19 protein-coding genes are annotated in these 19,895 nt (G+C 59.1%); 8 read left to right on the top strand and 11 right to left on the bottom strand.

From position 1 onward, the window contains the following. The first annotated feature begins 58 nt into the window (after window positions 1-58). Window positions 59-517 (top strand): helix-turn-helix domain-containing protein, encoded by a 459-nt coding sequence (locus EGM97_RS09750; protein WP_238964918.1) that lies wholly within the window; start codon window positions 59-61, stop codon window positions 515-517. Next, window positions 510-1,766, top strand: coding sequence for a type II toxin-antitoxin system HipA family toxin (locus EGM97_RS09755; protein ID WP_238964917.1), 1,257 nt, complete (start codon window positions 510-512; stop codon window positions 1,764-1,766). Before EGM97_RS09750 ends, EGM97_RS09755 begins: the two co-directional genes overlap by 8 nt. A gap of 3 nt (window positions 1,767-1,769) precedes the next feature. On the opposite strand, the gene EGM97_RS09760 is transcribed toward EGM97_RS09755, so the two are convergent. Both EGM97_RS09760 and EGM97_RS09765 read right to left on the bottom strand, forming a co-directional pair. After that, on the bottom strand, window positions 1,770-2,477 hold the full coding sequence (locus EGM97_RS09760; protein WP_238964916.1) for an NUDIX hydrolase: 708 nt from the start codon (window positions 2,475-2,477) through the stop codon (window positions 1,770-1,772). A 1-nt stretch (window position 2,478) separates the two neighbouring features. After that, window positions 2,479-3,024, bottom strand: a complete 546-nt coding sequence (locus EGM97_RS09765) for an adenylyltransferase/cytidyltransferase family protein (RefSeq protein WP_238964915.1) — start codon at window positions 3,022-3,024, stop codon at window positions 2,479-2,481. A gap of 173 nt (window positions 3,025-3,197) precedes the next feature. On the opposite strand from EGM97_RS09765, the gene EGM97_RS09770 reads away from it, so the two are divergent. Genes EGM97_RS09770 through nudK form a run of 4 tightly spaced genes read left to right on the top strand, consistent with a single transcriptional unit; the run spans window position 3,198 to window position 6,541 of the window. Further along, the gene (locus EGM97_RS09770) at window positions 3,198-3,845 is read left to right on the top strand and encodes an isochorismatase family protein (protein WP_238964914.1); all 648 of its coding nucleotides are present in this window, start codon (window positions 3,198-3,200) and stop codon (window positions 3,843-3,845) included. Window positions 3,846-3,854: 9 nt separating this feature from the next. Beyond that, entirely contained in the window at window positions 3,855-5,084 is a 1,230-nt protein-coding gene (pncB, locus tag EGM97_RS09775; RefSeq protein ID WP_238964913.1) for a nicotinate phosphoribosyltransferase, read from the top strand. A gap of 1 nt (window position 5,085) precedes the next feature. After that, window positions 5,086-5,916, top strand: a complete 831-nt coding sequence (gene nadE, locus EGM97_RS09780; protein WP_238964912.1) for an ammonia-dependent NAD(+) synthetase — start codon at window positions 5,086-5,088, stop codon at window positions 5,914-5,916. A 28-nt stretch (window positions 5,917-5,944) separates the two neighbouring features. Continuing rightward, complete coding sequence (gene nudK / locus EGM97_RS09785) at window positions 5,945-6,541, top strand: GDP-mannose pyrophosphatase NudK (RefSeq protein ID WP_238964911.1); 597 nt, start codon at window positions 5,945-5,947, stop codon at window positions 6,539-6,541. A 14-nt stretch (window positions 6,542-6,555) separates the two neighbouring features. On the opposite strand, the gene EGM97_RS09790 is transcribed toward nudK, so the two are convergent. Beyond that, window positions 6,556-8,766 carry an LTA synthase family protein gene (locus EGM97_RS09790; RefSeq protein WP_238964910.1) on the bottom strand — a complete coding sequence of 737 codons (2,211 nt, stop codon included), beginning with the start codon at window positions 8,764-8,766 and terminating at the stop codon, window positions 6,556-6,558. Between the two features lie 229 nt (window positions 8,767-8,995). Here EGM97_RS09790 and EGM97_RS09795 point away from each other — a divergent pair, with 229 nt between their 5' ends. Both EGM97_RS09795 and EGM97_RS09800 read left to right on the top strand, forming a co-directional pair. Further along, a complete protein-coding gene (locus tag EGM97_RS09795) occupies window positions 8,996-9,898 on the top strand; it encodes a LysR family transcriptional regulator (protein WP_238964909.1) in 903 nt (300 codons plus the stop codon). A 128-nt stretch (window positions 9,899-10,026) separates the two neighbouring features. Beyond that, window positions 10,027-10,653: a glutathione S-transferase family protein gene (locus tag EGM97_RS09800; RefSeq protein ID WP_238964908.1), complete on the top strand. Its 627-nt coding sequence runs from the start codon at window positions 10,027-10,029 to the stop codon at window positions 10,651-10,653. 67 nt (window positions 10,654-10,720) lie between these two features. Here the strand turns inward: EGM97_RS09800 and EGM97_RS09805 are convergent, their stop codons facing one another. From EGM97_RS09805 to EGM97_RS09840, 8 genes are read right to left on the bottom strand one after another with little or no spacing between them, the layout of a single operon-like run. Beyond that, window positions 10,721-11,851, bottom strand: coding sequence for a glycosyltransferase family 4 protein (locus tag EGM97_RS09805; protein ID WP_238964907.1), 1,131 nt, complete (start codon window positions 11,849-11,851; stop codon window positions 10,721-10,723). Beyond that, window positions 11,852-12,982, bottom strand: coding sequence for a glycosyltransferase family 4 protein (locus EGM97_RS09810; protein WP_238964906.1), 1,131 nt, complete (start codon window positions 12,980-12,982; stop codon window positions 11,852-11,854). Next, complete coding sequence (locus EGM97_RS09815) at window positions 12,973-14,337, bottom strand: glycosyltransferase family 4 protein (RefSeq protein WP_238964905.1); 1,365 nt, start codon at window positions 14,335-14,337, stop codon at window positions 12,973-12,975. The genes EGM97_RS09810 and EGM97_RS09815 overlap by 10 nt, the downstream gene beginning before the upstream one ends. Next, window positions 14,334-15,599, bottom strand: a complete 1,266-nt coding sequence (locus tag EGM97_RS09820) for an ABC transporter ATP-binding protein (RefSeq protein WP_238964904.1) — start codon at window positions 15,597-15,599, stop codon at window positions 14,334-14,336. Before EGM97_RS09820 ends, EGM97_RS09815 begins: the two co-directional genes overlap by 4 nt. Then, window positions 15,599-16,396, bottom strand: coding sequence for an ABC transporter permease (locus tag EGM97_RS09825; protein WP_238964903.1), 798 nt, complete (start codon window positions 16,394-16,396; stop codon window positions 15,599-15,601). The genes EGM97_RS09820 and EGM97_RS09825 overlap by 1 nt, the downstream gene beginning before the upstream one ends. Then, window positions 16,396-17,838, bottom strand: coding sequence for a mannose-1-phosphate guanylyltransferase/mannose-6-phosphate isomerase (locus EGM97_RS09830; RefSeq protein WP_238964902.1), 1,443 nt, complete (start codon window positions 17,836-17,838; stop codon window positions 16,396-16,398). Before EGM97_RS09830 ends, EGM97_RS09825 begins: the two co-directional genes overlap by 1 nt. A 3-nt stretch (window positions 17,839-17,841) precedes the next feature. Continuing rightward, entirely contained in the window at window positions 17,842-18,810 is a 969-nt protein-coding gene (gene gmd, locus EGM97_RS09835; protein ID WP_238964901.1) for a GDP-mannose 4,6-dehydratase, read from the bottom strand. Continuing rightward, the gene (locus EGM97_RS09840) at window positions 18,807-19,721 is read right to left on the bottom strand and encodes a GDP-mannose 4,6-dehydratase (RefSeq protein WP_238964900.1); all 915 of its coding nucleotides are present in this window, start codon (window positions 19,719-19,721) and stop codon (window positions 18,807-18,809) included. The genes gmd and EGM97_RS09840 overlap by 4 nt, the downstream gene beginning before the upstream one ends. Window positions 19,722-19,895: the final 174 nt, after the last annotated feature.

Genomic DNA, 19,895 nt, shown 5'->3' on the forward strand with positions numbered 1-19,895 from the left:
CAGGCATCTCTATGCTAGTATTTTTTCAAATCCTCTAAGAAACTGAAAAAATACTGCCATGCCCAAAAAAACAGCACCCCTCATGCCACCCGCTGAGCGGCTCCTGCGCCAGCTTGGCGAACGGATCGAGCTGGCTCGTAAGCGTCGTAAGATCACTGCGACGCAAATGGCTGCGCGTGCGGGCATGAGCGCCCCTACGTTAAGGGCGCTGGAAAGTGGCAGTCCTGCTGTGACCATAGGGGCTTACGTCTCGGTATTGGTAGTCTTGGGCCTGGAGAAGGACCTTGAATTGCTCGCACGCACGGATGAGTTAGGCCGTGATCTGCAAGATGCTGAATTGAAAGGACGTTCTGCAGTCGAGCACATCAAGCCAAAAGTAAGGCTGCCTCATGTTCATTGGAACAATTTGATCAGCGTTTCGGCAAAAGAGAATAGTACTGCATCGCCAACCGCTTCCAGCCCGAGCCAGACAAGCTCTGAACTGGCCAAGAAGCTTTTAGGGGACGACGATGCCTGAAAGGATTTTCGTCTACGCAGACTGGAATGAAACAGCACCCGTACTGCTTGGAACCCTTCATTCCCGCAGATTGGCAGGATCCGAGCGTATGGAGTTTGAGTACGCACGGGCTGTTCTTCAAACCATTCACACCCAGATTGCGATCGACCCTCGGATTCAGCCTTACGAAGGGCGGCAATATCCAGCGAGAAATTGCTTTGGGTGCGTATCGGACTCCTCGCCTGATCGATGGGGGCGACTGCTGATGGATCGTCGCTTGGAGCGGGATAAAAGAGCAGGAGTCGTACCGCAGGACGCACGGCTGTTTGACTCGGACTATCTCATCGGGGTTCACGACGCCTATCGGGTAGGGGGACTGCGTTTCAAAGTCGAGGAAGAAGGAGCGTTCCTTGATGACTATGTGGAGCATGCCGCTCCACCGATGGCTCGCATGCGTGAGCTTGAAGAGGCTTCGCGTCGATTTGAAGCTGGAGAGGATCGGGGGGCTCAGGGTCAGGACTGGATTCGAATGCTCATTGCTCCAGGGGGCTCTCTGGGTGGAGCGAGGCCCAAGGCAAGCGTAGTTGATGACGATAATGCTCTCTGGATAGGAAAGTTTCCCAGTAATAGAGACGCTCACGACGTGGGCGGCTGGGAGATGGTCGTCAACACATTGGCCCAAGGCTGTGGGCTATATGTGGCTGAAGGAAAAGCGCAACGGTACGCCAGTGAGTACCACTGTTTCATGGTGAAGCGCTTTGACAGAACAGCAAGGGGAGGCCGACTTCACTTCGCTTCAGCGATGACCCTGACGGACCACCAGGATGGCGATGGGCATGAGACAGGGGCCAGTTATCTGGAGATTGCTGAAGTATTGGTAAGGGAGGGAGCCGCTGCCGACGTAGATCTTCCCGAGCTTTGGCGAAGAATTGTTTTCAACATGCTGGTTTCGAATACTGACGATCATCTACGAAACCATGGCTTCCTATTGGAGCCAGGGCGCGGTTGGCGTCTTTCGCCTGCGTATGACATGAACCCGGTCCCTGGTGACACTGGCTTGAGGCTCAACGTTTCAGAGGCCGATAACGCCATAGACCTTGATTTGGCAATGAGCGTGGCCGGTTACTTCCGCGTCTCTGCTGACGATGCCAGACAAACCATCCAAAGGTTCCAGGGCGTCGTCGGAAAATGGCCCAGGGTCGCGCGCTATCTGGGCATCTCAAGCAATGAGCAGGAGCGGATGGCGCCAGCATTTGCGCTTGCTCGCTAAGCGCTACTCCAGAAAACACCGATCAAAAAGATAAACACTGCCCGGTTTGAGGTTTTCCACAGTGCTCTGCGGCCGCCCGCCATCGCCGCTTTTCTTGCGACCGGTTTCCCGCAGGTAACCCGCTTCGGCCATCTTCAGCAGACGCTGGCGAATACTGGTCTTGAGCACTGGGCGTTCGAGCACCACGGAAAAAATGCCCACGGCGTCCGGTGCACTGAACTCGGGGCCGAGGAACATCAGGGGGAGGCTGCTGTAGAGGGATTTGGACAGCAGCCGCTCCTGTACCGCCGCCACCAGGCTGTTGTGGTCGAAAGGCAGTTTTATCGAGCCGCTAGCGACGCCTTTGAGTGGGAAAAAACCCTGGTGTTCGGCGAGTTGGACTGTGTCGCTGACAATCGCCAGGTAGAACGTCGACGAAGACCAGCAGCGCGGGTCTCGGAAGGCGTCGCCGACGGTGCCGACCTGTTCGATCCAGGCCAGGGGCATGCCGACTTTGCTGGAGTGACGCAGGCGCTCCACGGCGTCGTTCAGCGTGAGATCCTCGACGCCCCCGTTGACCACGATCCCCGGCAGCGCCCAGTGACCGGCGAACGGCTCGGCTTCCCGCCGGTTCAGGAGAATTTCCAGCGCCTGGGTTTCCCGGCAGAAGCGCAGCACACAGAGGTCGATGGTGTGCAAGTAATCGCGCGTGTGGGCTGTGGGATTTGGCATGTCAGGTTCCGTGGGCAGCATAAAGGTCATAGTTTAACGGGTTCATGCCGGGCGCCATCCAGTGGACGGGCAAAGGTTGGCCCAGGGCCAATCGTTCGCGGACCAGTGTGCTGCGCACGTGAATCCTTTCCTCCACGCACAGGATGGAAAACCGCTCCAGCAACGCCTGGCCGCGATAGAACGTCGGTAACAGATCCGCGACGTCCTCACCTACCACCAACGCTATCCGCTTGCCGTCCAGGGCCAGGCTGTCGGCAAGGTGGGCGAGCAGTGTGTAGCTGTAGATGGGACCTTCAACGCCGCGTGCCACGACTTGCTCCACCCGGCTGGCGCGCACTTCGGCGTGGCACAGTGGCTGGATGTTATCCACAACCGATTCCAGCCAGTTCAGACGAACTTCGTAGTCGATCATTTGCTTGCCGTAGGGGTGCCTGAAACTCGGGGCCACCAGCACGCGTTTGGCGTGACGTGAGGCTTCGATCATCACCTGGGCGTGGCCGGCGTGAGGTGGGTTGAAGGCACCGCCATACAGCGCTATCTCGAACATGGGCTCGCTCTCTATTTGTACACGACATGTACTTTAGCATTGTCTTCGGTTTAGTACGCAAGCTCACCAACTGTATGGAGAGATTTATTGATCTAAATAAAATCTTTTCAGAGAGGCTTGTCATGAAAGTACATGTCATGTACTTTTGCATCCATGAAGAGGAGAGACCCAGCATGAACAGCCTGACCCGCAAAACTGCTTCCTTCGATGTCGATGCGCAAAAGAGCTTCACACCGCTTTGCCCCGATGAGCTACCCGTACCGGGTGGCGATCAAATTGCCGGTGAGCTGAATTTCATCGCGTCGCTGGCCAGCCTGCGCGTCGGTAGCAAGGACGCCCACACGCCCCTGGCGCCATGGGTAGTCGCCGAGCATTCACAGATGCTTGTGCCCACCGGGCTCGCGCACGCCGACGTTACCTGGGTCAGTCACTGTGTCCCTGGTACCGAGGGGTTCACCCTGCTGGACGAACTGCCGACTCCATACGATTACGACTATTTCGTCTGGAAGGGCGTCGAGCCGGATCTGCACCCGTACGGCGCCTGCTACCACGACCTGCACGGCAAGCTTTCCACCGGTGTCATCGAGTATCTGAAAGGGCTGGATGTGGAACAGGTCATTGTCGGCGGGCTGGCACTGGATTTCTGCGTGAAGACCACAGCCCTGCAACTGGCTGCCGCCGGTTTCAAAGTGATCATTCACCTGCCGGCCTGTCGGGCCATCAGTGAGCAGGGCGCCGTTCAAGCCATTCAAGACTTGCAGCAAGCGGGGGTCCTGGTGGCCACCACCCGTGAAGAAACCATTCGCCAGGCAAACGTGTAAGGAGCCGACATGGACAGCGCATTCGATTCAAGCAACGGTGTCATCCAGAGTCTCCTGGATACCGATTACTACACCTTCACCATGATGCAGGCGGTCTTGCACCAGCACCCGAACGTGGAGGTGGAATATCAGTTCATCGTGCGTTCCAAGGAACGGTTGGGTCATCTGATTTCCGACATTCGTATCGAGTTGGAGAAACTGGCCGGGTTGCAGCTGCGCGAAGGGGAGCAACGGTTTCTGTTCAACAAGCGTTTCCGTGAGTACCTGACCCCGGACTTCGAGCAGTTTCTCGGTCTGTTTCGCTTCAACCTGCGCTACATCCATGTTTCGGAAATCGACGGCCAACTGCACATTCGTGTCCGGGGTCCGATGTTGCACTGCATCATGTTCGAGCAACCGGTCCTGGCAATGGTCAGCGAACTGCGCAACCGTGAAAAGTATCCCGAGGTCGAGCTGGCCGACGTGACCCGCAAGCTGTATCAGAAATTCGAATGGCTGGAGAAAAACGCCAGCCGGGAGGAATTGGCCGAATTTCGCGTTTCGGATTTCTCCACTCGCAGGCGCTTGTCATTCAGGGCCCAGCGGGAAGTGGTGAATGTCATGCGCAGCGATTTCCCCGGGGTGTTTGTCGGCACCAGTAACGCCCACCTGGCTTACGAATTCGATCTACCGCTGATCGGCACCATGGCCCACCAGTGGCTGATGGTGCACCAGCAACTCGGGCGGTTGCGCGAAAGCCAGAACGCGGCGCTGGAAAACTGGGTGCGCGAATACCGTGGCCGGCTCGGTATCGCACTGACGGACTGCATCAGCACCGACTTTTTCCTCAAGGACTTCGACCTGTACTTTGCCAAGCTCTATGACGGCCTGCGCCAGGATTCCGGTGATCCTATTGTCTGGGCTGACAAGGTGCTGCGGCGTTACCAGGAACTGGGCGTCGACCCACGCACCAAGGACCTGATGTTCTCCGATGGTTTGAATTTCGAAAAATGCCTGCCGATCCTGCGTCATGTTCGCGGCAAGGCCAAATTCGGTTTTGGCATGGGCACCAGCCTGGCCTGCGATGTCGAGGGTGTCGAGCCGTTGAGCATCGTCATGAAACTGGTGCGGGTCCACGGCGAGCCCGTGGTGAAGTTCTCCGACGATCCGATCAAAAACGTCTGTGAAGATGCCTCTTTCCTGCGCTATGCCGCGCAAGTGTTCAACGTCGCCCTGATCAATCCGCAATTGGGAGCCTGATATGACTTCGCTTCAGCAAGACAGCATCGCCCGGGAACTGGGCATTGACCGCCAACTCAAACCGGGTGGCGAACAAACTGAAATTGCCCGGCGCGTCGGGTTTATAAAACAGGTGATGCGTGAGTCGGGCTGTAAATCTCTGGTGTTGGGCATCAGTGGTGGTGTCGACTCTCTTACCGCCGGACGGATGTGTCAGTTGGCGGTGGAGCAACTGCGGGATGAAGACTACGAAGCGCGTTTTATTGCCGTCCGGCTGCCCTACAAGACCCAGGCCGATGAACAGGACGCCCAGGCTTCCCTGGACTTCATCCGCCCGGACCTGATCACCACCAGCAACATCGCCGCTTGTGTCGACGGGTTGATGGACAGTATTGCCATCGACGGTTTGGCGCCATCGGCCGAACTCAACGACTTTGCCAAAGGCAACGTCAAGGCCCGGGCGCGGATGCTGGCGCAGTACGCTATCGCCAATTTCACCAATGGGTTGGTGGTCGGTACCGACCACGGGGCAGAGGCGGTGATGGGCTTTTTCACCAAGTTCGGCGACGGTGCGTGCGACCTGGCGCCGCTATCAGGTCTGACGAAGACGCAGGTACGGTTGCTGGCCGCGGCGATGGGTGCGCCCATGAATTTGGTACGCAAGGCGCCCACTGCGGATCTGGAGGACCTGGCGCCGGGCAAGCTGGATGAAGCGGCGTATGGATGCACTTACGAGGACATCGATGCGTACCTGATGGGTGAAGAGGTTTCGCCTCAGGCTCGTCAGATCATCGAACGCGCTTACCTCAAGACGGCTCACAAACGAGCGCTGCCGCGGGTCCCGGCGTGTTGAACGACTAATCGAAGAATGGAGCGGGTGAATGACACAGACAATCAGCACCAAAGACCGCGTACGCATCAAGAACGTCGAAGTCCTCTCGGACAATTGGTACGTGCTGCGCAAGACAACCTATGACTACTTCGGCCGCGACGGCCAATGGCGCGAGTTGACCCGCGAAACCTATGACCGTGGCAACGGCGCCACCATCCTGCTGTACAGCCGGGCCAAGCAGACCGTGGTCCTGACCCGGCAATTTCGCTTTCCTGCCTTCGTCAATGGCCATGACGACCTGCTGATCGAAACCTGCGCCGGCCTGCTGGATAACGACGATCCTCACACCTGCATCCGCAAGGAAACCCAGGAGGAAACCGGCTATGTCATCCAGAACGTGCGCAAGGTGTTCGAGGCCTTCATGAGCCCGGGATCGGTGACCGAGCGCATACATTTCTTCGTGGGCGAATATTTTGACGAGGACCGAAAGCACGAAGGCGGCGGCCTTGAGGCGGAAGGCGAGGAGATCGAGGTGTTGGAAATGTCCCTCGACCAGGCCTTGGGCATGATCGAAACCGGCGAGATCTGCGACGGCAAGACCATCATGTTGCTGCAATACGCCAAGCTGCACCGGTTGTTGGATTAGAGCTTCTTGACGGCTCAACTGGACTGGAGCTCGCCCTCATCCTGCATGTCGTCCAGGTACTCTGGTTGGTCTGTTTGATCAGGCAGTTCGGTCACGACGCTGAAATCGGAAATCTCGATGGCGCCGACGCCATGGCCGAGCAGGTGAAAGGAAAACGCCTTGCGAGGTTGCGGGTTGTCGAAGCTGATGTTCATCACCAACGGCTGCTCGGGAGTGACCGCGACGTCTGTCGGCAGATCCATCGGCACATCCCGTTCGAACTCCTTGGCCTTGAGGGAGATGTAGGCGGCATGGTCTGGGTCCACGGCGCGAATGGTCAGGCTGACGCGCGTTTGCGAACCTTTGGGCATCTCCAGGTATTGGGCGCCGATGAGGTTGTCGGTCCAGTCATTGGAGACCTGGGCCGGAAGCGGGATTTTTTCGGTGCTGCCGAACTGATAGCGCTGGTTCAGGGCGGTGGCTGACAGGCTCTGGCCCAAGGCCGTGGCCCGCGCCGCAACCAGTCTTGCACGCTGACCGCTGTATTGGCCGGCATAGTTGGCTTGATCAGCGATGAAACCTTCGCTGCGGTAATCACGGCAGCGCTGCAGGAAGTCGCATTCGGTGAACGTGTTCTTGCCGTCGTGATAGCGCAGTTTGCCGTTGGTGAACGACATGATTTGCCGACCGGTCGTGTAATCCCGGAACATCGAGCGCCCGGACAAGGACGAGGGCACCGGGAAATCGAAATAATCGAGAACCGAGGCGGTCAGGTCCACATGGCCATGCACACCGGTCTTTATTCTGGGCAGGGGCTCTGGCGCCAACATCAGGTTGAACCCCCAGGACGATGCCAGGCGTACGTCGTCCAGCCCGTGGGACTCGTCCGAGGTAATGACCACCAGGGTATTTTCCAGAACGCCCTGTTTTTCCAGGTTCGCCAGGAACGCGTCCAGCGCATCGTCCAGATAACCGACGGCGGCCTGCTTGGCGGTGTCGTAGCGTTGCAGATAGTCGTCCGGCGCGGAATAAGGCTGGTGCGTGCCCACTGTCAGCAAGGTGAGCATCCAGGGTTTGTCGGCTTGTTGCAGTTGCCCGACGTAGTCCAGCGCGCCCTCGAAGAAGCTCTTGTCGTCCCTGCCCCAAGGGAACTCCAGATAAGCCGGGCGAGTGAACCATTCCATGCCCAGGGTCGTGTCGAAACCGATGTGGGGCATGATCCTGTCCTTGGCCATGAAGCGCAGGCCAGCCCCTTGCAGGAAATGGGTCGAGAAGCCGTGCTGGCGGAGCTGGGCCGGCAGGCACGCCCGGTTGCGATGGGTCTGGTTCAGCATCTCGACGCCCTTGGGCGTGCCGTCGTCGAGCTTGTCGTAATCGCCACATAGCATCGCGTAGAGACCGCGGATGGTCTGGTGGCTGTGCAGGACATAATCAGGCGTGTTCATGCCGCGTTCGGCCCAGGCACTGAGGTGCGGCATCAAGTTTTCCCGGTAACTGCTGTTCAATGCCTGGCGGTTGGCATTGATGTAGGCGCCGGGAATGCCTTCCAGGGCAATGATCAGAACGTTGCGCGCCTGGCCTGGTGCGGCCAGCAGCTTTTGTCCCTCGAGGTCAAGCCGGGTGAGGCCCTCCATTGACGGGGTGAGGGCGTCATCGCCCTCCAGCCAGAGCTGGGCCCGTTCCTGCCCGGCGGCGACGCCGGCGGTCACAAGCTGATGGGGCAGGTTGAACAGGTTCCACTGGTCTGCCTCACTGGGACGCCAGGATTGCACAGCACCGTGGACCACCAGCAACAGCATCGGCAACGCCCAGGCTTGGCGTGGCAAGGGGGGCGCCAGGCGCGGCGGGCTTGTCCGCCGGACCGCCAGCCAGAGCGCCAGCGCCGTTAGTTGGAGGGTTGCCAGCCAGGGATGGGCGAAACCACCACCGGTTGAATTCTCGACGAATTGTGGGTCCGTCAGATAAACCAGGTCCGACAGGTTGGGCATCCGCCCGACCGCGCTGACCAGCTCGATATTGACCAGCGTCAGCGCACTCCAGGCCAGCAGCACAGGCAATACCAGCCACCCGGGGCGGCGATGAAGCAGCGCGATCAGCAACCCGCCGCTGCCCAGGTCCGACAGATAACCCAAGGGATCGGACCAGCCCAATGCCAGGCGCAGCACCAGGGGAACGAGCAATACGCATCCGACCAGGGTAATGAGGGAGGCCAGGGGATGGCTCAGAGCACGGTAGATCTTGATCATGAAACAGGCCTTTCGATGGAGTCAGCCACATACCAATCCCGGGAAGCAGGCTTGCTCCACAGGGTTTAACGAGTCATAGGAAAGGGGATGGTAACAAGCGAAGCCGCCAGTGGCCGGTCGTGCTGGCGCGTTGCGCTGTGGTTCGCTTGCCCGAGGCTCTACAATGGCCGTGCGGTGCGGCTTCGGGGGGCGCACAAAACTTGTATCAGGATTTCTCGTCGGGGGATGGATGGACAGGTTTCAGGAAATGCAGGTGTTTGTTGCCGTCGCCCAGGATGCGGGTTTTTCCGCCGCAGCGCGGCGTCTGGGTCTGTCGGCGGCGAGCGTCACGCGTGCAGTGGCGGCGTTGGAACAACGCATCGGTACGCCTTTACTGGTACGCACCACTCGTAACGTGTACTTGAGCGAGGCAGGTCAGCGCTTTCTTGAAGACTGTCGGCGGATCCTGGGCGATTTGCAGGAAGCCGAAGACTCGGCCGCCGGCAGTCACGCCCAGCCCCGCGGGCAGCTGACGATGACCGCGCCCGTGTTGTTTGGCCAGTCATTCGTTACGCCGGTGCTGGTGGACTATCTGCAACAGTACCCCGACGTCAGCGTTAACGCCTTGCTGCTGGATCGAATAGTCAGCATGGTCGAAGAGGGCATGGACGTCGCCGTGCGTATTGGCGAGTTGCCGGACAGCAGTCAGCACGCCGTACGTGTCGGAGAAGTGCGACGCGTGGTTTGTGCATCTCCAGATTTTTTCACTCGCCATGGCCGGCCGCAGCATCCCGAAGATCTGGAGCGAATGCCGATCGTGGCGTCGTCGGCCATTGGCCAGATCAGGAACTGGACTTTCCTCGACGCCGGACAACCGTTGACGGTGCGACCGGCGCCCCGGCTGGTGGTCACGGCTAACCAGGCCGCCATCACCGCGGCCTGCCGAGGCCTGGGGATGACGCGCGTTCTGTCTTATCAGATTGCAAGTGAAGTCGAGAGCGGTGCATTGGAAATCGTCCTGGCCGATTTCGAACTGCCGCCGCTGCCGATTCATGTGGTGTATCAGGGGGGGCGCAACGCGCCGGCGCGGGTTCGCAGTTTTGTCGATTTCACGGTTAACGCGTTGCGTAAACACCCGGCCTTGAGAGGCTGACGCATTATTTCTCGTGGTGAAATGATGGATTGCGTTTTCGGGTCATTCTCTAGCTTTCGCTTGAAGGGGAAGATGAGCCCCATCGACGCCGTTCTGCTGATGGCGTCACTTCGCAGCGGAGTCGTTCCATGAAACCCATCAAGCTCTATCATTTTCCCCTGTCCGGCCATGCGCATCGCGTCCAACTGATGCTTTCACTGCTGGAATTGCCTGTCGAGGTGGTCTTCGTCGACTTGGCCAAGGGAGCGCACAAACAGCCGGACTTCCTGGCCATCAACCCGTTCGGGCAGGTGCCGGTCATTGACGACGACGGTGTAATACTGGCCGATTCCAATGCCATTCTGGTGTACCTGGCACAAAAATATGGCGCAGGTCACTGGCTGCCCACCGATCCGGTCGGTGCCGCCCAGGTACAGCGCTGGCTGTCGGCAGCCGCCGGACCGATTCACGCGGGGCCGGCCACGGCGCGCCTGATCACAGTGTTCGGTGCTTCTTACAACGCTGAAGAGGTGATTGCCCGATCTCACGCGCTGCTCAAGGTTGTCGATCAGCATCTGAGCGCCAGTGCCTACCTGGCAGGAAATACTGTGACCATCGCCGATATCGCTGGCTACACCTACATTGCCCATGCACCGGAGGGCAATGTGTCGCTCGAGCCCTATCCGCATGTGCGTGCCTGGCTGGCGCGAATCGAAGCGTTGCCGGGGTTCGTGGGCATGCCGCGTACGGCCGTGGGTTTGCAAGGGAATGCCTGAAGTAGCCATCACCGGGGTGGGGGATGGTTCCTCTCACCCTTTGGCTTGCCCTCTCGTTGCCATACCTTCATGCATAGCTGAGCGCTTTTTCCTGCAGCAACCCTTCGTATAACTCCACCCATTTGCGGCCCATTTCTTCAGCGGTGAATAGCTGTTTGTAGCGGGCTTGCGCCTTGATACCCATTTCCTGGGCCCTGGTGGGGTTTTCCCACAAGGTGCGCATCGCCTCCCGGAATGCCTCGGGCTGACTGGGGGGAACGACAAGGCCGGTTTCGTTGTGGATATTGATGTAGCTGGTGCCCGTGCCAATCTCGCTGGAGATCATCGGCTTGCCGTACATTGCGCCTTCGAGCAGGGAGATCCCGAAGGCTTCGGAGCGCAGGTGCGAGGGAAATACGATGGCGTAGCTCAGCTCCAGCAGTGCCACCTTGTCTTCATCTGCGAGGAATCCAAGGAAATGTACGTTACGCAGGCCCAGCGCCGCAGCTTGGGCGTGCAGCTCTTTTTCCAACGGGCCGGCCCCCACGATAACCACTGGATAATCCACGCCTTCAAGGGCATCGAGCAGGATATGCAGACCCTTGTAATAACGCATCACACCGACGAACAGAAAGAAGCGTTCGCCCAGCTTTGCCTTCCACCTCGCCATGCGCTCGGCGTCCGGTTGTGGATAACTCGCTTTGTTCAGGCCATAGGTAATGACCTGGGTTTTGTCCCGGTACGCCCTGAGTACGTCGCTGGTCTCCAGGTAATTGGGAGACGCCGCGACGATGCGATCGGCACCTTCAAGAAAGCGCCGCATCAGGGGACGATACAGCGCCATCAGCCGCTTTTGGCGAATGATGTCCGAATGATAGGTCACGACATAGGGTTTTTTCACCGCACTGAAAAAGTGGACCAGGTCCATGAAGGGCCAAGGGAAGTGGTAGTTGAGCACATCTGCTTCGGCAGCCAGTTCTCGGAATTTCTTGAAGACACTGTAGGAAAAACCGGTAGATGCCAGCTGAAAGTTCATTCGAGACTGATAGACATCATGCTCTCGGATCCTGATGGGCCCGGGGGCTGGATTTCCACTCAAGGTCAGCACGGTATTATCGATATTCAATCGGTCAGTGCTGTCGCACAGTTGAAAGATGACCTGTTCGATGCCGCCTATGGAGTCAGGTAAATAGGTTTTGTAAAAGTGCAGGACTCGCATTCAACCTCCCAGAACCTGGTGATACGCATGGACGGTCACCTTGGCACACCGTTCCCAGGAAAAAAGTGCTGCTTGTTGCAAGCCCGCTTCCCGACAGGCCTGCCAGTGCAAACGGTCTTCTATCAACCGGCACATGGCGTCGCGCATGCCTTGCGGATCGTCGGGCTGGCAATAATTGCCTGCGCTTGCGGCCACTTCGGGCATCGCCGAGCAGCGGGTTGTGATGACCGGTGTGCCACTGGCCATGGCTTCAAGCACCGGAAGGCCGAAGCCTTCATAAAGGGATGGGAAGAGCAACGCCCTGGCTCCCGACAGTAAATGGGCGACCTGTTCATCGGGCAGGTAACCGGCCAGGCAAACATGACCGCTGGCCATGGCACTTTTCAACTCGTCGTTGAGTTGTGTGTGTTGCCATCCGCTCATTCCCACAATGAATAGAGGAAAAGCCTGACGGATAGATTCAGGTAAACCGGCGTGCGCTCGCAAGGCCAACGACAGGTTCTTGCGCGGTTCCAGGGTGCCGACACATATAAAGTAGCGGCCTGCTTCCAGGCCATGGGCTTTGAGCACGGGATCGACTGTCTTGGGGCTACGCGGGTGGAAGCGCGCCGCAACCCCCAGCGGGGCAACCCTCAGGCGCTCGGCCGGCAGGCCGAAATACCGCTGGGCTTCATCGGCAATAAACTGCGAGTCGGTCAGGATCAACTGCGCCTCTTGCACCGCCTGGTCCAGCCGCCGCTCGATTTCCCTGAGCCGCGCCGGCGGTTGCGTATCGGGATAGCGCAGGTGAGTCAGGTCATGCAGGGTCATGACCGTGGGCCCTTCGAAAGCCAATGGCCACAGGCTTGGTTCGTGGTACAGGTCGATGGCCCCGCTGCGGCGTCGATCGAAGCGCCGCTGTTCCATCCAGCGTCGCGCCCGATACGCGCCTGGAACCTGTCGAAGCAGGGGAGCAAGACGCGAGTAACCCGGCAGGGTCGCTTGCGGCAACTGTGAGCTCCAGCCCCAGCCATGAAACAAGGACAACTGCACGTCCGGTTCCCGAGCCAGGGCGGTGGCCAGTTCCGCCACGTAGTGGCCGATGCCGGTGCGAGGTCCCCTGAGGATTTGTGCATTGAGGGCTATCCGCATACCGGTTCCCTGTCGGCGATTACCTCGCCACTGTGTCGTTCGATGCGTTCCACCAGTTGCTCACTGGCCTGGCGCCAGCTCAACCATTGCCATTGGTCCAAGGGGCGGGCGGCCGGAAATACACCGCTGTGCTCCATGCCGATGATCAGGTCCGCCAGGCTTTGAGGATCTCCGAGATCGAAATAGGCCATGAATTCACCTCCGATTTCGCGGAACACCTCGATGTCGCTGCCCATCGCCGGAAGTCCGCGCTGCATGGCCTCGACCAGCGGCAAACCAAAGCCCTCCACATAGGACGGAAACACCAATGCACTGGCCTGCAGGTAAGCGTGTTCCAGGCTCTGGTCCGAGGCGCTGTTGAAAACGAACAGACGTCGACGCAGTTGTGGATGGCGACGGATGCGTTCGATCAAGGCTTCGCACTTCCAGCCGATCTTCCCGATGATGCACAGCCGCGCCTGCGAGCCGACAGCCCAGGCCCGTTCGAATGCATCGAGCAGGTAGGCGTGGTTCTTGCGCGGTTCAATGGTGCTGACCATCAGGAACACCGGTTCGGGCTGCTCGAACAGGCGCTGTAGATCCCGGTCAATGGCGCTGTCGGCGTCCAACAGGTCCAGCTCGCTGCCCAGGTGGAAGTAGTCGAACCAGCGCTCATTCACGCGCTGTTCGCCGATGCGGCGCACCATTTCCTGGCGTACCTGGTCGCGGATGGTGGCGGAAATGGCGATATAGCCGTCAGCCGTGCGGGCGATCCAGTCGAACCAACGGTTGAACACCTTGACCAGCCCTTCGTCGCAGAACTGCGGATGGGTCAGGGGTATCAGGTCGTAGATCACCGAAACGATCCGGATGCCATCGCGCTTGAGCTGCTCGGCCAGTGGAAAGAAGTCCGCATGCCAGGAGGAATCCAGCAATACCAAAATGTCGCCGGCTTGGTGCTGCAGCGGCTCGATGCGTGTTGGGGCCGGTTTATGCTTGAGGAGGCGATCGATCAAGCGAATCGGAATGCTCAGGCAGCCGAAGGCAAACAGCCTGCAGCCGATATACAGCAGGCGTCGGGCCCATCGCGACTGACTGAAAGGACGTCGAGACTCCAGGGTCCGCTGCCGGAGCCAGAACAGATTGACTGCCTGTTCGAGCCGTCCGCGCAGGCTGACCAGATCCAGCCCTTTGACCGGCAACGGTGCAAGGCTTTTTACTTTGTACAGCTTGCCTCTGAGCATCACGACGGGAAGGCATTCGCGCTCCTCGTTCGCCGGCAGTTCGCGGATGACATTGCGCACGACTCGCTGGATCCCGGAATTGGCTTTCGGGTTTTCATAAACATAAGTGCACTCCACCAGCAGGCGGGTCATGGCAGCTCCTTTTGCGGTAATGCTTCGACGGTCGGCAGTGCCTGGCGTTGGATGCTGGTACGGGCCTGAAGCCAGGAACAGCCGACAAAGTCTTCCTGGCGATTGTTGATGACGTGGAACACCAGCCCGTAGTCGCGCCACTCGAAGTTGCGGTCCAGATGCGAATCCAGACGCGACAGGCTCAGCGCAATGGAATAGTTGCCTTTGCCCAGGCGCATGTCGAAACTGAAACGGAAGGTGACCTGTTCGCCCGCCGTAAGGTCGGTAACGGCCTGGTCCTGACGATGGGTGTTGATGCCGTACATGGGCTGACCGAGGCGATCCTTGATCAGGAAACCCAGCACCAGCCGTTCGATATCCTTGCGGACTTCAACACGGACCTGCAAGACCATCGGCTGGCCGACTTCAGCCACTTCCACCGGCTGTCCATGGCTATTGAGCAATTGCACATCCAGAATGCCGGCTTCGCCGGTACCGGAAATGGTGCGTACCTGGCCGTTGGCGAGCATTTCCTGGCGGACCACCTGGCCTTCGCGCTGAGCCAGCATGGCGTTGTAGTAGTCCATCACTTCTTCCGGCTTGCCGCGCATGGCCATGCGCCCGTGTTCGAGCAGGATGGCGGTGTCGCAGATCGATTGGATCGCCGAGCGGTCGTGGGACACGATCAACAGCGTGGTCCCGGCCTTGCGGAAGCTGCGGATGCGTTCGAAGCTTTTGTGCTGGAAGTACGCATCGCCCACCGACAGGGCTTCGTCGACGATCAGGATATCCGGGCGCCGGGCGGTGGCGACGCTGAACGCCAGGCGCATCTGCATGCCACTGGAATAGGTACGTACCGGCTGGTCGATGGCTTCGCCGATCTCGGCAAACCCTTCGATCTGGGGCATCAATGCTTCGATCTCCTCGACCTGCATCCCCAGCAACTGGCCCGCCATGAACGCATTCTGGCGGCCGGTGAAATCCGGATGAAAACCCATCCCCAATTCCAGCAGCGCGGCCACGCGTCCTTGGATCTGGATATGCCCGCACGTGGGTTGGGTGGTGCCGGTAATCATCTTGAGCAACGTGCTTTTGCCCGCGCCGTTCACCCCGACGATCCCCACGGCTTCCCCGGGCTGGATCTCGAAATCCACGCCCTGCAGGACCCAGTGCAACTGATGGCGTTGCCGGGAAAACGGAACCAGCCATTCGAACAGCCGGCTCCAGCGGTTCGGATACTGCTTGTAAGCCTTGCCCAGGTTACTGACGCGTAGCTGTCCCATCAGAGTTCATCCACCATTTCGCCGCCGCGTCGACGAAACATCTGCAACCCTGTGAAGCACAACAGCAAGCCGATGATCAGCAGCGGCGCCAGCGAACTCCAGACGGGCCACTGGTTGTACAGAAACAGGTTCTGGTAGCTCTGCATCAGCGCCGTCATGGGATTGAGTGCCAGCAATTGCTGGACCGAGGGAGGAAGGATTGTCATGGGGTAAACGATCGGCGTGAGCCAGAACCAGAATTGCAGACAAATGCCAAACAACTGCCCGACGTCACGGAAAAACACATTGAGAATCCCCAGCAACAAGCCCAGCCCGGCGGCGAACAGCATCTGCAGGATCAGCAATGGCACCAACGCCAGCAACGCCATGCTTGGCCAACGGCCGGAGATCAGCAGGAAACCGAGAAACAGCCCGAGGATGATCGCAAAATTGATCCCCGCATTGAGCAACACGATCAATGGCAGGCAAATCCTGGGAAAACTGATTTTCTTCAGCAGATTGGCGTTTTCCAGGAACATCCCTTGGCTTCGGGTCGTGACGTCCGCGAAGAAACCCCAGGTGAGCAAACCGGCGCAGAGATAGACGCTGTAGGCCATGCCGTCTTCCACACCCGGAAGACGCGCGCGCATGATGTGGGAAAAGATCACGGTGTAGACGAGGATCATCGACAGTGGATTGAGCACCGTCCACAGCGCGCCGAAGAGCGAGTTGCGGTAACGGGCCTGGAATTCACGCTTGACGCTGCCCAGAATGAAGCCGCGATAGCTCCACAGTGCGTGATGCAAGGACAGCAGCATCAGACGGCCCTGCCATAGTGATCTTCGAAGCGAACGATGTCGTCTTCGCCCAGGTACTCGCCGCTCTGGACCTCGATGATCACCAAGTCGATCACGCCCGGGTTCTCCAGCCGGTGGCGGTGCCCGGCGGGGATGAACGTGGATTCGTTCTTGGCCACCAAATGGGCTTCGGAGCCATTATTGGTGACCTTGGCCATGCCTTCGACCACCACCCAATGCTCGTTGCGATGGTGATGCATCTGCAGCGACAGTGCCGCGCCGGGCTTGACCACGATGCGCTTGATCTTGAAGCGCGGTCCTTGCTCCAGCACAGTGTAACTGCCCCATGGTCGGCTGACGGTGCGATGCAAGCGGTAGGATTCGTGCGCTTTGTCCTTGAGCTGGCGTGCCACGCTGCGTACATCCTGGGCACGGTCGGCGTGGGCAACCAGGACGGCGTCGGCGGTGTCGACGATGATCAGGTTTTCCACACCCAAAGTGGCCACCAGTCGCCCTTCGCCCTGAACGTAATTGTTCCGGCTGTCAATAAACAGGGCTTCGCCACTGACCCGGTTGTTCTGGGCATCGGCGGGCACCAGCCCGGCGACGGCGCTCCAGGAGCCGATATCGTTCCAATCGAAGGAGGCGGGAATGACCACGACGTTACTGGAGCGTTCCATCAAGGCGTAGTCGATGGAGATGTCTGGCATTTCGATGAAATGCGCTGCGGACAACTCCTGCTGCACACAACCTGAAGTTTCCACCGCGGTGCTGGCCGCCACGCATGCTCGGGCTCGCTCGAGCAGTTCGGGGGCGTGGATCTGCAGCTCCGCCAGCAGCGTCTTGACCGAAAAACAGAACATGCCCGAGTTCCACAGGAACCGGCCGCTTTCCAGATACTGAGTGGCTGTCTGCAGATCGGGTTTTTCGACGAAGCGCACTACCTTGGCCGCGCCTTTGGTATCCAGGGGGTTGCCCCTTTCGATATAACCGAAACCGGTTTCCGGCGTGGCGGGCAGTACGCCAAAAGTCACTAGATGGCCGCCTCTGGCCAGTTCAGTGGCGTGCTCTACCGAGGTCTTGAAAGCGGCTTCGTCGCGGATCAGATGATCGGCGGGCATGACCATCAGGATGGCATCGTCGCCATGCAGGGCTTGTACAGCGAGCGTCGCCGCGGCGATGGCCGGGGCAGTGTTACGGCCCGTCGGTTCGAGCACGAAGTGCCCGCGATGGCGCGTCAGTTGGGCGCTCTGATAGTGGTCGCGGCTCTGGAAGTAGTACTCGCGATTGGTCACGGTGACGATGTCACCCCGGCCTTCGAACAGGCTGGCGGCGCGACGGTAGGTCTTGCCCAGCAATGACTGGCCATCAGGCAGGTGCATGAACGGTTTGGGATGTCCTTCGCGAGATACCGGCCACAACCTCGTCCCGGCACCGCCGGAGAGAATCACGGGAATCAGCATGGCCTACTCCTTGGCGACACGTTTCATGTCCGCATCCATCATCATGCGAATCAGGGTGTCCAAATCGGTCTTGGGCTTCCAGCCCAGCACCCTCTTTGCCTTGGCCGGGTTACCAAGCAGCACTTCGACCTCGGCCGGGCGGAAAAACGCCGGGTCGATCTTCACAAAGTCACGGTAATCCAGGCCCACATGTTCGAAGGCGATCCTGCACATCTCTCGCACGGTCGTGGTAATACCGGTGGCGACGACGTAATCGTCGGGTTTGTCCTGTTGCAGCATCAGCCACATGGCTTCGACGTAATCGCCGGCAAAACCCCAGTCACGCTTGGCATCGATATTGCCCAGACGCAGTTCTTGCTGCTTGCCCTGCTTGATGCGGGCTGCCGCGTCGGTGACTTTGCGGGTCACGAACTCGATACCCCGCAAGGGCGACTCATGGTTGAACAGAATGCCGCTGCTGGCATGCAGGCCGAAGCTTTCGCGGTAGTTGACCGTAATCCAGTGTCCGTACAGCTTGGCCACGCCATAAGGGCTGCGGGGGTAAAACGGGGTTTGTTCATCCTGCTGCTCGGCCTGGATCAGACCAAACATCTCGCTGGTAGATGCCTGGTAAAAGCGAGTGCCGGGGCTGAACTGGCGGATGGCTTCGAGCAGGTGAGTCACGCCCAGCCCGTCGACGATGCCCGTGGTGACAGGTTGATCCCAGGAGGCGGCGACAAAGCTCTGGGCGGCCAGGTTGTAGACCTCGTCCGGGGCTGCCTTGATGACTGCCCGTTGAACCGAACAGGCGTCGGCCATATCGCCATCCAGGTAAACGATGGCGTCTTCAATACCTGTCTCTCGCAAACGCCAGCGCGAATCGCTGCTGCGTCGAGCCACCAGGCCATGGACTTTATACCCTTTGTCGAGCAACAACTTGGCCAGATACGCGCCATCCTGGCCGGTTATCCCTGTGATCAATGCACTTTTCATTCTTCTTGTACTCGTATCTCCCAGTCGGCCAGGATCGACCGCAGGGATTGTTGTGTTGTTGTTTCAGGTGTCCATCCAGTGGCTTGTCGGAGCTTGGCAGGGCTGCCACAAACGCGTCGTTGTTCCGCACGGCGAAGACGCTCGGGATCCTGGATCAGTTGCACATCGACCTGGGCGAGATCGCCCAGGTATTCGATCAGGCTACGAATGCTCTGCTCGCGGCCCGAGCAGATGTTGTAGATCTGTCCTGGCGTGCCGTGCTCCAGCAGCGCCAGATAGGCGCAAATCACATCGTCGACATCGAGAAAATCGCGGGTCACGTCAATGTCCCCTACATGCAGACGGGGCGGCTGCAGGCCTTGCTTGATACGACTGATCTGTCGAGCGGCACTGGCGATGACAAAACTGTCTTTTTGCCCTGGACCGATGTGATTGAAAGGCCGCGCCACGATCACGGGCCAGCCTTCGCTCATGCCCCATTGCAAGCTCAGCAGCTCGGCAGAAAGCTTGCTCACGGCGTAAGGGTTGCGTGGCGCGGGCGGGTGCAGCTCGGTAATTGGCAGTTGGTGGTCACCGACCTGGCCATACACATCGCCGGTGCTGACATACAGGAATGTTCCCTTGAATCCGCGGGCCTTGAGCGCCTGGAGAAGGTTCAAGGTGCCGAGCAAGTTGATTTGCAGGGTGCGTGCCGGATCGCGAAATGCCTCGGGAACGAATGTCTGGCCAGCGAGGTGAATGACGGCATCGGGGATTTGGGGCCAGAGACCCTCCAGGGTCCTGCTATCCGTGAGGTCGTAGCGAGTGCCCACGGGCATCGCCTGCCACGCGGAATCGGCAGCATCGAGACGCGATTTGATATGACGTCCCACGAAACCGCCCAGGCCCGTAACAAACAGACGTTTTTTCAAGCATCAGCCCTCTTGAGGCAAAACTTCGTCTATGACCGGTTTAAGTAGGAACTGTCCGTAAGTTCGAAGAAAACGTTCCTTAAAACAGTCAAGATGAAGTGTTTTGTAATTATTTGCTTATCAATCTGTGCCATTTCCGCGGCAATTTCAACACTGCAAGACGTGACCGGTCAG

Origin of the sequence: Pseudomonas sp. AF32 (genome assembly GCF_022342325.2) — a bacterium.
Taxonomy (GTDB): Bacteria; Pseudomonadota; Gammaproteobacteria; order Pseudomonadales; family Pseudomonadaceae; genus Aquipseudomonas; species Aquipseudomonas uvaldensis.